At 65.8% G+C, this 14,214-nt stretch carries 17 protein-coding genes and 1 tRNA gene; 13 read left to right on the top strand and 5 right to left on the bottom strand.

The window, feature by feature from the left end; genetic code table 11:
* The first annotated feature begins 23 nt into the window (after positions 1-23).
* Complete coding sequence (locus ABN273_RS35355) at positions 24-1,223, top strand: protein kinase family protein (protein ID WP_349453452.1); 1,200 nt, start codon at positions 24-26, stop codon at positions 1,221-1,223.
* 283 nt (positions 1,224-1,506) lie between these two features.
* Here ABN273_RS35355 and ABN273_RS35350 read toward each other — a convergent pair whose 3' ends face one another.
* The 3 genes from ABN273_RS35350 to ABN273_RS35340 are packed head-to-tail and all read right to left on the bottom strand — an operon-like array spanning position 1,507 to position 4,164.
* On the bottom strand, positions 1,507-1,980 hold the full coding sequence (locus ABN273_RS35350) for a cytidine/deoxycytidylate deaminase family protein (RefSeq protein ID WP_349453451.1): 474 nt from the start codon (positions 1,978-1,980) through the stop codon (positions 1,507-1,509).
* Positions 1,977-2,669 (bottom strand): RibD family protein, encoded by a 693-nt coding sequence (locus ABN273_RS35345; protein ID WP_349453450.1) that lies wholly within the window; start codon positions 2,667-2,669, stop codon positions 1,977-1,979. The genes ABN273_RS35350 and ABN273_RS35345 overlap by 4 nt, the downstream gene beginning before the upstream one ends.
* Before the next feature lie 37 nt (positions 2,670-2,706).
* Entirely contained in the window at positions 2,707-4,164 is a 1,458-nt protein-coding gene (locus ABN273_RS35340; protein ID WP_349453449.1) for a helix-turn-helix transcriptional regulator, read from the bottom strand.
* A 344-nt stretch (positions 4,165-4,508) separates the two neighbouring features.
* On the opposite strand from ABN273_RS35340, the gene ABN273_RS35335 reads away from it, so the two are divergent.
* The 10 genes from ABN273_RS35335 to ABN273_RS35290 all read left to right on the top strand — a co-directional run bounded on the left by ABN273_RS35335 (position 4,509) and on the right by ABN273_RS35290 (position 11,773).
* The gene (locus ABN273_RS35335) at positions 4,509-4,793 is read left to right on the top strand and encodes a hypothetical protein (protein WP_349453448.1); all 285 of its coding nucleotides are present in this window, start codon (positions 4,509-4,511) and stop codon (positions 4,791-4,793) included.
* A gap of 272 nt (positions 4,794-5,065) precedes the next feature.
* A complete protein-coding gene (locus ABN273_RS35330; protein ID WP_349453447.1) occupies positions 5,066-5,782 on the top strand; it encodes a GntR family transcriptional regulator in 717 nt (238 codons plus the stop codon).
* Positions 5,783-5,893: 111 nt separating this feature from the next.
* Entirely contained in the window at positions 5,894-6,322 is a 429-nt protein-coding gene (locus ABN273_RS35325; RefSeq protein WP_349453446.1) for a plasmid replication, integration and excision activator, read from the top strand.
* Positions 6,323-6,604, top strand: coding sequence for a hypothetical protein (locus ABN273_RS35320; RefSeq protein ID WP_349453445.1), 282 nt, complete (start codon positions 6,323-6,325; stop codon positions 6,602-6,604).
* Positions 6,601-6,921 carry a hypothetical protein gene (locus ABN273_RS35315; protein ID WP_349453444.1) on the top strand — a complete coding sequence of 107 codons (321 nt, stop codon included), beginning with the start codon at positions 6,601-6,603 and terminating at the stop codon, positions 6,919-6,921. The genes ABN273_RS35320 and ABN273_RS35315 overlap by 4 nt, the downstream gene beginning before the upstream one ends.
* An 86-nt stretch (positions 6,922-7,007) precedes the next feature.
* Positions 7,008-8,432, top strand: a complete 1,425-nt coding sequence (locus ABN273_RS35310) for an FtsK/SpoIIIE domain-containing protein (RefSeq protein WP_349453443.1) — start codon at positions 7,008-7,010, stop codon at positions 8,430-8,432.
* Complete coding sequence (locus tag ABN273_RS35305; protein ID WP_349453442.1) at positions 8,429-8,587, top strand: hypothetical protein; 159 nt, start codon at positions 8,429-8,431, stop codon at positions 8,585-8,587. Before ABN273_RS35310 ends, ABN273_RS35305 begins: the two co-directional genes overlap by 4 nt.
* Positions 8,584-10,200, top strand: coding sequence for a replication initiator (locus ABN273_RS35300; RefSeq protein WP_349453441.1), 1,617 nt, complete (start codon positions 8,584-8,586; stop codon positions 10,198-10,200). Before ABN273_RS35305 ends, ABN273_RS35300 begins: the two co-directional genes overlap by 4 nt.
* A complete protein-coding gene (locus tag ABN273_RS35295; RefSeq protein WP_349453440.1) occupies positions 10,197-10,388 on the top strand; it encodes a helix-turn-helix transcriptional regulator in 192 nt (63 codons plus the stop codon). Before ABN273_RS35300 ends, ABN273_RS35295 begins: the two co-directional genes overlap by 4 nt.
* A complete protein-coding gene (locus ABN273_RS35290) occupies positions 10,385-11,773 on the top strand; it encodes a tyrosine-type recombinase/integrase (protein WP_349453439.1) in 1,389 nt (462 codons plus the stop codon). Before ABN273_RS35295 ends, ABN273_RS35290 begins: the two co-directional genes overlap by 4 nt.
* A gap of 236 nt (positions 11,774-12,009) precedes the next feature.
* Here the strand turns inward: ABN273_RS35290 and ABN273_RS35285 are convergent.
* Together ABN273_RS35285 and ABN273_RS35280 are read right to left on the bottom strand one after the other, a co-directional pair.
* Positions 12,010-12,086 (bottom strand) — tRNA-Ile (locus ABN273_RS35285).
* A 406-nt stretch (positions 12,087-12,492) separates the two neighbouring features.
* Positions 12,493-13,428, bottom strand: coding sequence for a LysR family transcriptional regulator (locus ABN273_RS35280; protein WP_349453438.1), 936 nt, complete (start codon positions 13,426-13,428; stop codon positions 12,493-12,495).
* Between the two features lie 94 nt (positions 13,429-13,522).
* Between ABN273_RS35280 and ABN273_RS35275 the strand changes: the two genes are divergently transcribed.
* Complete coding sequence (locus ABN273_RS35275) at positions 13,523-13,750, top strand: DUF6158 family protein (RefSeq protein ID WP_349453437.1); 228 nt, start codon at positions 13,523-13,525, stop codon at positions 13,748-13,750.
* Positions 13,747-13,983 carry an IclR family transcriptional regulator gene (locus tag ABN273_RS35270; protein ID WP_349453436.1) on the top strand — a complete coding sequence of 79 codons (237 nt, stop codon included), beginning with the start codon at positions 13,747-13,749 and terminating at the stop codon, positions 13,981-13,983. The genes ABN273_RS35275 and ABN273_RS35270 overlap by 4 nt, the downstream gene beginning before the upstream one ends.
* Positions 13,984-14,214: the final 231 nt, after the last annotated feature.

The following is a 14,214-nucleotide window of genomic DNA, read 5'->3' as shown; positions in this document are numbered from 1 at the left end:
TATGTCGTCTCCCGAGGCGGTCGATGCAGCCGGAAACCGGCGGAGGGAGTTCCCGTCAGTCTTTTGCGTTCGTTGATCTTGGCGTCGACGTACACGTACAGTGCGGTGAAGCTTCCGCGACGAGAAACGAGGTAGGCATCCGAATGCAGGCGATGGCCGACGGCGCTGGGATGCTGTCCGATGAGCGGCTGACTGCGTACAGCGCCGTTTCCACGTCCCTGGCCCTGCGCAGTGATCGAGGATTGGGCGAGCTTGTGGACACCGCTGCACCGCTCGGTTGCGGTATCGGTGGGAGGTCGGCGCTATTGGAGGTTGCAGGTACGCCGGTCTTCGTGAAGCGGGTCCCCCTGACAGAGGTGGAGCTTCGCCCTGACCATGTTCGGTCTACGGCCAACGTGTTCGGGCTGCCTGTCTTCTGCCAGTACAACATCGGCGGGCCAGGTGGCGGGGCGTGGCGGGAGGCTGCCGTCCACACCATGACCACCAACTGGGTGCTCTCAGGGCAGTATCAGGGGTTTCCGCTGATGTATCACTGGCGGGTCCTGCCGGACACAGCACCGGCTCTTCCGAAGGAGCTTGCCGACGTGGATCGGGTCGTGTCCTATTGGGGAGGCGGGCCGGAGGTACGTCGCCGTATCGAGGCCCTTGCGGAGTCTCCGGCGAGCCTCGTGCTGTTCCTGGAGTACATCCCGCAGACGCTGCACGAGTGGCTCACCGAGCAGGTGCGAGTCGGCGACGAGGCGGTCGGGCGGGCCTGCGCTCTGGTCGAGAGGGAACTGGAGGCCGGCACTTCCTTCATGAACGACCGCGGTCTCCTGCACCTTGATGCCCACTTCCGGAACATCCTGACTGACGGCCAGCGCCTCTATTTCGCCGACTATGGCCTGGCTCTGTCGTCCCGCTTCGACTTGAGCCCCGCCGAGGCCGACTTCTTCGAAAGGCACCGAACGTACGATCGCGCGTACACACTCAGTTACTTGGTGAACTGGCTGCTCATGGGCCTGCATGGGTACGAGCGGGCGGAACGGGAGGCGCTGATTTTCGCGTGTGCCGAAGGGGCGCCGCCTCCTGCGAGTCCGCCGGAGGTTATGGCGACCCTTGGCCGTCATGCACCGCTTGCGGCAGTCGTGACGGACTTCATCGGGAGGTTGGAGCGCGAGAGTCGAGAGACTGCGTACCCGCTGGCGGCAATCCACCAGATCTTCGAGTCGCGTTACAGCTGAGCCTCCCCGAATGCCGCCTGACGTGCCCGCCAGTCAATGCGCGTTGGCAGTTGGTCGGCAAGCAGATCGATAGCGCGGCTTGGCTCTGTGCGGCGGTGCGGCGCTTGGTCGGTGGGTTCGGGATGTACGGCGGGGCGGCCGTACGGCGATGCCCCGCGCGGCGCTCGCGCGAGAACGGCCCCCAGGCCGCACGCGCAGCGCGGGACGGCGGCGCGGGGCGTACGGCGGCGCGCCGCGCCGCCGCTTGATACCTACAAGAACAATTCGGCAAGATTTCCACGCATCATGAGCCACGTCTATCGACAAGGTGGGCATTGACGGATCGTGCTGCCTCGGCCAACTCGGGAAGCGTGATCACGGTGATGCCGGCGGCGGTGAGGGCCTCGGCTCCGTGGGCGTCGATGACGAAGGTGGGGGGTTCCTTCCAGGCGATCACTACACGAGGGATGCCCGCCTCAAGGATCAACTGTGTGCACGTTTTCGGGCGTGACCGCCGTTTGGTGCACGGTTCCAAGCTGCTGTAGAGGGTGGCCGTCTTCAGGCGTGGGTCGTTGGCGGAGAGCTTGGACAGAGCGGACTCTTCGGCGTGTACGTGGTCGTCTGTCTCGCGGGAGTAGCCGCGACTGAGTTCGTTGCCGTGCTCGTCCACGATCACGGCGCCCACGGAGAAGGCGGTGTACGAGGGCGGGCACTGGCGGGAGAGATCGACGGCTGTTCGCAGCCATTCGCGGTCTTGTTCGGTGCTGGCGTCTGTCATGAGGTCGGACTACCCGAGGACTCCTTGGGGAGGTACCGAAGGAGTACAACATCGTCCACGGCGCGGACCTCGGCGAGTGCCATACGGTGGCCGGTGCCTCCAGGGAAGTTACCGGGGTTGACGAAGCGTGGAGCGTTGCTGTCGCCGACGAAGATGGGAGCAATCGCTAGGTGGATTTCGTCGGCCAGTCCTTGTGTAAGGAATTGGGTATGAATGGTGCCCCCGCCTTCGACCATGAGGCGTCGCACACCTCGGCTGGCGAGATCGTCGAGCATTCGGCCGAGGTCCACGGTCGGGCCAAGGTTCACCACGTCGGCTAGGTCGTGAAGCGTGAGACGAAGCTTGGCCGCTGCTGCGTCAGGACAATACACGACCTTTTCGCCGCCTGAATGCCAGAATCTAAGGTCAGGGTCAAGGTCTCCACTGGTGGTTATGGCGACCTTGAGCGGGTAGGGCGGCAATCCTTGCGCGACTCGGCGGGCTCGCCGGGACTCTGAATTGACCAAGAGTCGAGGGTTGTCGCGACGCATTGTCGTTGCGCCGATAAGGATTGCGTCGCTCTCGGCCCTCACCTCGTCCACTCGATCGAAATCTTTGACGTTGGACAACGATAGGCGCTCAGGTGTGGTGTCATCAATATAGCCGTCAACGGACATTGCACAACTAAGCAAGACGTAAGGTCGTTGCATTGAGTCTCCTTTAGGCAGTTGAGCTTTGGACATATGATCATGCCTGCTTTATTACGGCGCTGGTTAGGGCCGAATGGAATTCGGCGACGGCGGGCACGCTGTGCCACCGCTGGAGTTGTACATCAAGCTTGATCAGTTCGTTCATGATGCGAGCTGATCCGGTTTCCTCGGCAATGTAGAGAGCTTCGGTCGCCACTGTGGCGGCCTGCTCGGGTTCCTTGACCCCTGCATGAGCGATGGACTCTCTGGACAGGTAGACGCCAAGGTCGCGCCGGAAGGATGGCGGGACGGTTGCGACTACATCTTGAAATCCGTTGACCGCTTCACAGTAGTCGCCGAGCGCGGAAAGACTGCGGGCGCGCTGCGCCTCGATATACGATTCGTCAAGCCAGCTCGCTCGGCGAAAGTTCGGGTCCTCGCGGACAGAAAGCAGAAGGTTGTGCGCGCGGTCGAGCTCTCCTTTGGCCAGAGATTCATCACCGCGTAGGGCGTAGCCATAGCCAGCATGCAAAGAGGCAAGCACTTGGAGGCGGCCCTCTGGCTGAACGAGGCTGCTTGCCGCTTCTGCCATATCGATGGCTGTTAGTGAATCCCCGGCATCTCCCGCGATTTGGCTCTTTCGAGTGAGGATGAATGCGGTCAGATTACTATCGGCGGCTGCATGGGATAGCTCAAGTGCTCTGTCCGTCCAGAACTGCGCGGCAGCGTAGTTCCCGGCGTCTTGGTGTAGCCAGCCACAAAATTCTGAGTATTCGAGCTGAAGCTTGATTAGCTGCCTTTGGTCGGCGCCTCTGCTGTCTCGGCGAAGCTGCTGTATTGCGGTTATTTGCTGCTGTACTGCTGGAATAACATTGAGCGGGCCGAGAAGGTTGTCGTTTGCGACCAGAACCTTTCGTATTTGCTTGAAGTGTTCGATCGGGTTCAAGTCGCCAAACGAACGAACGGGTCGTCGGGACGCGATCGGGGAAGACTGGGCCGATGGTAGCGATGCCCCGGCGAAACCAAGCCCTAGTCCTTGAAGGAACGTTCTGCGGGATACGGACAAGAAAACTATCCTCCCATCCTGGGCGCGGCTCGGCACGACGAGGTTGCCCTCGTCGCCCGCCTGTGCCAACTGTAGCCCTTGTCCCCAACTGTCCCCAGGAGGGGGAACATCAGCCTTAAAGGTAGCAGGTTGCCCTACCTGCCCGGTTTGGGGGCTTTCAAAACCTTGTATCTCATTGGCCGGAACGTCCCCTTTGGGGCCACGTTTTGTCGGCGCGAACCCCAGATCCTCAATGTCCTTGTGCGTGACATCCTTGATCGCGTGCCGGTACGGTTCGCGCGGCCATCTGACTTCACCGGCTTCCCATCGGCGGATGCGTTCCTCGTCGCAGGTCAGGCCATACTTGATGCCGCTCTTGGAGAGGTTGATCATTTTGGCCATTTCGGCGCGGGTTAGATCTGCCTCTTCGCGCCATGTACGGAGTTGAACGTTTGGTGTCGCTTCCGCCATGTCTGGTCAGCTTTCCGGCGAGGGGCCAAGAGGGGTAACAAGGGGGGCTCTTCGGGGGTCCTGCGCTTTCTCGTTTGCCGGTGGACTTGCCATCAATCAACAAGGTACGTCAGGCGGCTTCCCGACGCAGGGAATGCCGGGCGAAACGAGGTGATGGCGACGGTGATCCGGCCAGATGAGAACAGCGGGACAACGCCCTGCCCGGCATGCCGGGGACGGGGGATCAAGCTGCGCGCCTCGCGGAGAGCGCTCCTCGTCGGCGACGGCACCGAAGATCAGATCTCACATGGGGAGCGGGAGTGTCTCGACTGCCTCGCAAGCGGCCGGGCCGAAGGGAGCGGAAGATGAATCCGATCGCGGCCGAACTGGCGGCGGATGTCATGCGGTGGGCCTCGGAGCGCATGCTCGTACGGCTGCGTGATGAGCTCACCGCCCTCGGGGTGAATGCGGAACTGCGCGACAACAACAGCGCGTTGATGGTGGCTCGGCCCCATTCGGGATTGCCGGTTTGCGTCCTCGTCGGGCGCGGCGGCGCGTACTACTCCTGGCAGGACGCGAACAAGCGGCACCCGACCAACGACCCGCGGGGAGCCGCCTCGATCCTGGCTGAGTACGTCAAGGGTCGCTGAGACGGGCGCGGCGAGGCAGTGACAGTGCCCCCGGCCGGACGGGGCCGATGCGCTTTTCCCTGCCTCGTCGCGTCTCATCGTCCCGGCAGGCGGGCCGCTGCGTCATCCCGAAGGGGTAACCCGCTGCCTGCTGCTGGTCTGGCCTGCCGGGGGCTGTTTGTGGATGGCGTGTGTTACCTGAACGGTGTGGACACGCGGTCCGGGCCAGGATACGCTCAAACTTGGTAAAACAACCTGTCGGGTGTTGGACGGTCAGAATGTCGCTAGAGTCCGTGCCGCCGAAGTATGCGCAGCTTGTGCAGGCGCTTCAACGGCGTATCGAGTCAGGAACCTACTCGCCCGGCTCGCTCCTCCCGAGTGAGCATCAACTGATCCAAGAGTTCGGCGTCTCGCGCCCCACGGTGGTCGCTGCGTTGCGGGTGCTGCGTGAGCAGGGCTGGATCGAGTCCCAGCAGGGCAAGGGGCGCTTCGTGCGCGGTCGTCCCGCGATGTCCTCGGTGGAACAGAACCGAACCGGTCAGGCGTACCTCACCAACCCCGAGACCGATGCTCCCGGCGAAGTGATCGAGGCGGGGGCGGTGGCAGTGCCGAACAGGGTGGCGGCGCTGTTGGAGGTGGAGCCCAAGAGCAGGGCGTTCCTGCGGCGTCGCCTGATCGTCCGTGACGGCGAGCCGAGTGAGCTGGTCTCGGTCTGGCTGCCTTTGGAGCTGTCGGAGGGCAGCGATCTGACCAGTGGTGAGGCGCTGGCTCAGGGTCTGCGTCAGCACCTTCAGGCGCGCAAGGGGGTTCGTTTCGATCACGTCGTGGAGCAGATCACCGCGCGTATGCCCACCGTCGGCGAGGTCAAGCAGTTCGGCATGCCCAAGAATGTGCCGTTGCTGGCGGTTTTTGGCGCGGTGCGTGATGCCTCGGGCTGTCCGCTGGTCGTGGTCGAGGTGCTGCTTCCGGCAGATCGCCATGAGCTGGAGGACGCCTATCCGATCGGTTAGGAAAGTCTGACCCACGGAGCCCATCTAGGCACTTGACCTATCAGGTGGGCTCCTTTTATTCTCGAAGCAGTTGATAGGTCAAGTGCCTGTCAGTTGAGAGAGGAAACTCGTATGGCTCTGCAAGGCCCCATCCCCGTCACCTTCGCCATGGTCTTCCCGCACGGCTGCTACATCGTCGGCGAGGTCGAGCCCGTCAAGGACTTCGACGCCTCGTCCAACGGCAGGTTCGTGCAGGCACGCGACAAACAGACCGCAGAGCTGGTCTGGCAGGTCGCAGTCATGGACGGTGACCCGACCCTCAAGCCCGCCCAGAAAACGGTGGCGGTCAAGATCCTCGCCCCTGTCCAGCCGGTGCCCCCGCAGCCGATGCCGGGGCTGCCGTTCACGCCGGTCGAGTTCGACGGCATGTCCGTCACCCCGTACGTCAACGCCGCCGGCCGTCTCGCCTACTCGATCAAGGTCCACGAGATGCACGCACCCCGCCAGAACGCCCAGAACGCTCAGACCACCCCGGCGAAGGCCGGAAAGGACGCCGCCTAAATGACCCGTCGTCGTAACCCTCGAACCAGCGTGATCCGGCTTACCACCGGCCGGACCGCCCGGACCCTGTTCCACCCCTACGGGCACCGTGAGCCCGTGCTGGCGCTCGACTTCGGGGCCGCCTGCGTCCTGGTCACCACGCACGGACCCGTGACGTTGGAAGATCTGGCGTTCGCGCGCCAGCTCGCCCGCGAGGCCGCCCGCTACGCCCGATCGGTCGAGCGCTCCTTGCTCGCACTGGGCGGCACCCGTGAGGCGACTGCCTGGAGGAGGGCGGCATGAGCAGCCTCGGCGCTTACACCTACGTCACGCTGTCGATGCGGCCGGACGACGCCCCGCATCTGGGCGTGTCGTTCTACACGCCCCGGCTGCGCGTCAGCGCCGGGCTGCTGCTCAGCAACCCGCGCCCGTTCCTGGAATTCACCTCGCACGAGGCCCACGTGCACATCTCCACCACCGGCGCCGGACCGGTCACGGACGCCGACCTGGCCACCGCCCGGGAAATCTTCAACGCCGCCGCTCGCTACTTGGCCGACTGCGAGCGCCTGCACACCGACCAGTCGGCCACCGACAAGACCGCCACCGACACGGCGGCCTGACCAGTAAGGCGGGGCCGCCAGAAGCGCCAACTTCCGGCGGCCCCTCGGTTCTCCCACGACTCCACATCACGAGAGGCATCTAGCTTATGTTCCGCAGGCTTCCCGGTGACGAGGCGCGCAACCTCGTCTCCACCACCCCTGACACGGCCGTCGTCTTCCGCCCGGCCGTCGTCAAGACCCCGGCCATCGTCACTATCGTCATCCTCGCCTGGCGGCTGCTCGCCGGGCTCGTCCGTACGATCTGGCGGCACCCCATCGCCATCGTGGTCCTGGCGGTGCCGTCCGTCCTGTGCTGGCTGTACGGCTGGCGTACCGCGCTCCTTCTCGTCGCGCCCGTCCCAGCGGGGCTCATCACCTGGGCCATCGTCGATCGCGCCTCGTTCGCCCACTGGATCGGCCGGCGACTGCTGGCCTGGTGGCGACTCATCTTCATCTACCGCCGCCACTGGCAACCCGTCATGATCGTCTCCGGCCTCGGCCGACACCTACGCGGCCGTGACTACCTACCCCGCCTCGGCAAGGTCACCTGCAACCCCTGGGCCGACACCGTCACCGTGCGCATCCTCGACGGGCAAGCCGTCAAGGACTGGACCGACCGCATCGACCACCTGGCGCACGGCTTCGGCGCGCCCTCCTGCCGCGTCTCGATCCTCCGGGCCGGACGGCTCGCCCTGACCTTCCCCCGCCGCGACCCCCTGGCCACGCCGTTGCCAGCGATCCCGATCCCACCAGAGCCGACCGTGGGACCCGTCAAGATCGGCATCCAGGAGGACGGCCGGCCGTGGCTGCTGAAGATCCACGGCACTCACGTCCTGGCGGCCGGTGCCACCGGAGCAGGCAAGGGCTCGATCATCTGGTCCACCATCCGCGCCCTCATCCCGGCCGTGCGGGCGGGCCTGGTCGAGATCTGGGCCCTGGACCCCAAACTGATGGAGCTGTCCTTCGGCCGTGCCCTGTTCGGCTCCCGGTACGCGGCCACCCCCGAAGAGTGCGCCGACCTCCTTGAACAGGCCGTCAAGGTCATGCAAGAGCGCGCCACCCGCTTCGGCGGCGTCCAACGCTCCCACACCCCCACCATCGAGGACCCGTTCATCCTGGTCATCGTCGATGAAGTCGCATTCCTAACCGCCTACCAGGCCGACAAGGACCTCCGGCGGCGCGTCTCCGCCGCACTGGCCACGCTCACCACCCAGGGACGAGCGGTCGGCGTCGGCGTCATGGCGGCCCTCCAGGACCCCCGCAAAGAGGTCATGACCATCCGCAACCTGTTCCCCGACAAGATCGCCCTCAGGCTGGACGAGTCCGAACAGGTGGACATGGTGCTCGGCGACGGCGCACGCGACCGGGGCGCGCTGGCCGATCGGATCTCGGCGAACCCCGAACTGGGCGCGGGCATCGGCTACGTCCGGCTGGAGACCTCGCCCGACCCGATCCGGGTCCGGGCCGCCTACGTCTCCGATGACGACATCCGCGCCATGGTCGCCATCTTCACCAGGGGTGAGAACCGATGAGGCTGCTGGCCCACCTCCTTGAAGGACTGCGCTGCTCGCTCTGCCACACCGAGAACGCGCTGTGGATGGACTTGGCGGCGGGCCTGGTCGAATGCCGCGAATACGGCCAGAGCGCACTCATCGTCACCGACGCCGACGACGGGAGGACTGCATGACCCATCGCTCCCTACCCCGCGCCGTGCGCCAAGCCATGCCCCTGGCTCGCGAAGTGGCCGAAGAGGTCGCCAAGCAGTACGGCGTGTGCATCCGGCCCGTCCCGCTCAAGCGGCTCGACACCCACACCGGAACCTGGGAGATCATCGATGTGCCCTGCGGGGCCACCCTGGATGCCACATGTCCGCCGTGCGCCAAGCGCAACCGGCAGCTCCGCATGGCACAGTGCCGGGAGGGCTGGCACCTCGACCAGGAGCCGGCCATCACTCCGGACGAGCCCAGCGACGAACAACGCTGGTTGATCGAGTTCCGCGCCGACCTGCAAGCCCGCCGTGACCAAGCCGCCTGTCTCGGCGAGGACACCTGCGACTGGGACGCCGCCATCGAGGGCGTCGATGCCGAGATCAACGAGGCGGGCATGCGCGGCAACGTGCTCGGCCGGACCGTCCCCAAGCGCAACCGCTCAACCAGACGGCGGCAAGACGCCCCAGACCTGCCCAAGCGCAAGATGACGGCCACCACGCTGGGCCGGACCTTCACCAGTACGGACGGCAAGGTCTACCGGCCCTCACTGTTCGTCACGCTCACCCTGCCGTCCTACGGCAAGATCAAGAACGGGGTACCCGTCGATCCCGACACCTATGACTACGGGCGGGCCGCTCGCGATGCGCTCCACTTCTCCAAACTGGTCGATCGGTTCGTGCAGAACCTGCGCCGCGTGGCGGGCTACGACGTGCAGTACTTCGCCACGGTAGAGCCTCAGAAGCGGCTCGCGCCGCACCTGCACATGGCCATCCGGGGCACCCTCCCGCGCGCGGAGATCAAGCAGATCGCGGCGGCCACCTATCACCATGTGTGGTGGCCTGCCGTTGATCGGGTCGTCTTCGACGGTGACCATCTCCCGGTCTGGGAGAACGGCGTCGGCTACCTCGACCCGGCAACCGGTGAGGTGCTGCCCACCTGGGATGAGGCGCTCGACCAGCTCGACGCCGACGAGGCGGCCGAACCGCTGCACGTGGTGCGCTTTGGTACCCAGGTCGATGTCCAGGGCGTGCTGGCGGGCACCCCGGATGCCGACCAGTGCATCCGGTACCTGTCCAAGTACCTGACCAAATCCCTCGGCGACAGCCTCGACTCCGACGACCCGGCGCAACGCGAGCATGCCGGACGGCTGGCTGAGGCCCTGCGCTGGGAACCCTGCTCCCCGACCTGCGCGAACTGGCTGCGGTTCGGCATCCAGCCCAAGGACGCCAAACCCGGGTTGACTCCCGGCCGGTGCCGGGGCAAGGCCCACAAGCCCGATCACCTCGGCTACGCCGGACGGCGCGTCCTGGTCTCCCGCAAGTGGTCGAACAAGACCCTGGCTGAACACAAGCAGGACCGCCGTACCTGGGTCCTGGAAGCCCTCGGGCAGACCGACCAGCCACCACCCGACCCGCACCGCTACGTCTGGAAGCCCGTCCCGGCCGGAGACGCCAACGTGGCCCCGCTGGCGGTCCGCCTCCTGCGCACGGTGGCCGAACGGCAGCGTTGGCGCGCCCACATGGCCCAACTCCAAGCCCAAGCAGACGGACAAGATCTTTCGGCAACTGAGCAGACGGGGAGGGTGGCATGAGCAAGAGAGACGAACTGCTCACTGTCGCCCAGGTCCTCGACGAACTCGGCGGTGTCTCCCGCCGCACCTTCTACCGCTGGCGCGAGATCGGCAAAGCACCGGAGGGCATCCGCCTGCCCAACGGCGAACTCCGGATCTACCGCAGCGACCTCAATGCCTGGCTCGAATCCCTCAGGAGCGCCGCATGAACACCTCCTACAAGGTCAAGTTCTGGGAAATCAGGACCAACACCAAACCGGCCGGAGATGGCAAGAAAGCCCGCATCGTCTCGCACACCGTCCGCTGGACCGTTGGCGCTCGGGAGAAGTCCCTGACCTTCAAGACCAAGGGACTGGCCGAGAGCTTCCTGTCCGACCTTCGCCAGGCCGCCAAGAACGGTGAGGCGTTCGACGAGGAAAGCGGACTGCCGCTGTTGAAGATCAAGGCCAAGGATGCCCGCACCTGGTACTCCTTCGCGGTGGCCTACGTGCAAGCCTTCTGGCCACACGCGGCGGCCAAGTCCCGCGAGGGCATGACCGACACACTCGCCTACGTGACGCCGATCCTGACCGGTGACCTGCCCGGCCGTCCCGACGACGAGACCATTCGGCGGGCGCTGCTCAAGTACTCCTTCCTGCCTGAGGATCGACGTCCCGTGCCAACGCCGGAGATCGCTCAGGCCGTGCGCTGGCTGGAGAAGGCCTCGCTACCGTTGAAAGCGCTGGAGGAGGAGACCAAGCACACCCGCGCCGCGCTGGAGGGCCTGTCCTTGCGCCTGGACGGCAAGCGCGCGGCCACTTCGACCTACCGGCGCAAGCGGGCGGTCTTCCATCACGTCCTGGAATACGCCGTGGAGCTGGAGGAACTGTCCGCCAACCCGCTGCACAAGGTCAAGTTCCGCAAGGCCAAGGTCAACGGCGAAGTGGACCGCCGTTCGGTGATCAACCCGCAGCAAGCCCGCAGACTGCTCGTCGCGGTCGGCTACGTGGGCAAGACCAGAGGGCCGATGATGGCGGCGATGTTCGCCTGCATGTACTTCGGCGGCCTTCGTCCTGGCGAGGCTGCGGGCCTGCGCAAGAAGGACTGCTACCTGCCCGAGAAGGGATGGGGCCTGCTCACGCTGGAGAAGACCCGGCCGGAGAGCATCAAGCGTTACACCGACTCGGGCGAGGGCCATGATGAGCGGGGTCTGAAGCATCGCGACGAGAAGGAGACACGTCCGGTGCCGATCCCGCCCGAGCTCGTCGAGATCCTGCGCCGCCACATCGAACAACATGGGGTGTCCAAGGATGGCCGGTTGTTCAGGACCAGCACAGGCAAACCGTTCGCAGGCTCGACGGTGTCAAAGGTCTGGCACGAGGCCCGCGCATACGCGCTGACACCCGACCAGGTCGCCTCACCCCTGGCGGCGCGTCCCTACGACCTGCGTCACGCGGCCGTGTCGCTGTGGCTCAACGCCGGCGTTCACGCCCCTGAGGCGGCCGAACGGGCGGGACACGGCGTCGATGTCCTCCTACGCGTCTACGCCAAGTGCATCGACGGCCAACGGGAGGTTGCCAACCAACGCATCTTGGAAGCCCTCGACGCCGCGTGACAGAACCTCTCCCACAAGGACCCCGGGACGCTTCGGGGTCCTTCGTCGTTGTCGCGGAATCTCTGAACAACGCATCCGAATTGCCGCCTCGACCTGGGGAAACGCGCCAAGATCCATTCCGCGTATATTCCGGGAAGGGTGGCATACGGCTGCTTCCGGTGACGTGTGGCTGCATGTGGAGCTCAGGTCACCATGAGGTGAAACCCCTGCTCAGAAGCATGATCCGAGGTGGAGAGTGGTAGGGCGGGTGGGACTTGAACCCACGACCCACGGATTATGAGTCCGATGCTCTGACCGGCTGAGCTACCGCCCCTGGATTCAGTTGTTTGGCGTGCGGCGGCATGTCCGAAGGATCGTGCCAAGCCCCCGTGCATGCTAAGGCTAGAGCATCGGATCCGGTCGTCGTTCCCCGCCGAACGGGAGACACGTCCCCACCGAAGGGGAGACAAGTCTCCGCCGACATCATTCCATGCCTGGCAACGTTGTTGGAGCCTGACTCGATCATATTCGGGCCGGAAAGTGGGGCGGGTAGCGTCTGGGCGTGACCGTGAAGCTGGTTTACGAGACGCACTCCGTCACCCTGGACGACGAGACGGGCATCGCCATCGGATGGGGTGGGAGTACGGCCTGGTGTGAGGGGGAGGGGGCAGGAGGCACGCCCTCCCCGCGACGCTGGTTACGGACGGTTCCTGGCGGGCGGTTCGGGGTGACGGCGGGGGTTATGGGGCGGTGCCATAACCCGGGTTCCGTACCAGCCAGTCGGAGTAGACCGGGCTGCGGCGTACCGCGTCCCTGTGGACCTGCTTGGCCTGCGACACCACCCACGCGGCGTCGGGTGCGGTGGGGTGGCGGCCGAGGAGCTGCCGCCAGCGCAGCGGCGCCCCCGCGAGGGGCACCATGACGAGGCCCTGGGCGGGCTGGTGGGTGGCCTGGCAGAGCACCACCGCGCGGCCGACCTGGGCGAGGTGCGTGCAGGTGGGCACGTCGGTCTCGTAGATCGTGCCGGGCGTGAACCCGGCACGCGCGCACGCAGTCGCGAAGCAGTCGGCGAAGCAGCCGTCGCCCGGCGTCACCGCCCAGTGTTCGCCGGCGAGGCCGGCCAGCTCCACCTCCTTCTCCTGGGCGGCCGGGTGGTCCTCGCCGACCAGGCAGAACACCGGGTCCAGGCCGATCGACTCCCACACGAGCGCGCCGGCGGGCGTGCCGGAGTCGCCGCAGGCGCCGGTCAGCACGTAGTCGAGGCGGCCGAGCTCGACCATGCTGGTCAGCTCGTGCGCGGACCAGGAGGTGTACGTGCTGACCGCGCGTTCCCTGGACAGCCGGTCGACCAGGCCGCCCAGGATGGGGCCGTTGGTCGCGCCGAGGCGGTAGCCGGGGGAGGTGGGGGAGGCGGCGAAACGTACGGCTTCCTCCTGCAGCTCCTGGGCCGCGGGGAGCAGCACTCGTGCTCTGGAGAGCACGAGTTCGCCCAGCCTGGTGGGTCTGGCGCCATGCCGGTCGCGCTCGAAAAGGGTGCCGCCGAGCCCCCTTTCGATGCGCTTGAGCTGGGCGGTCAGGGCCGGCTGTGCCAGCCCGAGCAGAGACGCGGCCTTGCTCACACTTCCCGCGTCCGCGACCGCGCGGACGATCCTGAGGTGCCTGAGCTCGAGGTCCATAAGGGGAACGTAAGGCGACGATCTCTTACAAACAATGCCCATATGTCAGGAAATGTGACAGATATTGTCGAGGGCACTGGGGTAGGGGAAGCCCATGACGACGATGGGAATAGACCCGGCGCAGCTCAGCGACGAGGATCTGCTCCGCGAACTGCGGCAACTGCACGTCACCCGGAGCGACACGTTTTTCCACGGATCGGACGACGCTCTGGCGGTCCACACGTCACGGATGAACGAGCTGGAGGCCGAATACCTCCGTCGCTACCCGGATCGTGAGGTCGATCCGTACCGGTTGAGAGAGGGGGCGAGACAGCGCTCATGATCGAGGTCCACGATGTGCAGGCTCTGTCGGACGTCGACATCCACGTGTACGAGGCGGTGGCGTTCCAGGCGGTCGAGCATGGAGTGGCGAGTCTGGCAGGGGTCGTACGGGCGGCCGGACTGACCGAGGAGGAGGTGCGCGAGTGCCTCGCGCACCTGATCGCGCACGGGTACGTGGTGCCCAGAGGCGACAGGTACGGCCTGGGGCCCCACACGTTCGAGGTCGAGTACTGAGAGCCGGCCCGCCGCCATCGCCGCTCTCCGTGATCGCGTGCGCCCGGCGCACGGTCAGAGCCGTCTGAGCCGGGCCCACGCGACGAACGTGCCGCCGAACACGGCCATGACCAGGCCCGTCCACAGGTTGACCGCGCTCCCGAACGCCGCGGCGACGACGAGGATCACGCCGTACAGCAGGAACAGGAGTAGTGCACGGTCATGGCGCCGTACTGCACGCCGTTGGCGGCC

It is taken from the genome of Nonomuraea sp. B19D2, from assembly GCF_040137845.1.
In the GTDB taxonomy this organism is placed as follows: Bacteria; Actinomycetota; Actinomycetes; order Streptosporangiales; family Streptosporangiaceae; genus Nonomuraea.
Note: the sequence above shows the minus strand (reverse complement) of the source record. Positions and strands in the feature narration are given on the sequence as shown.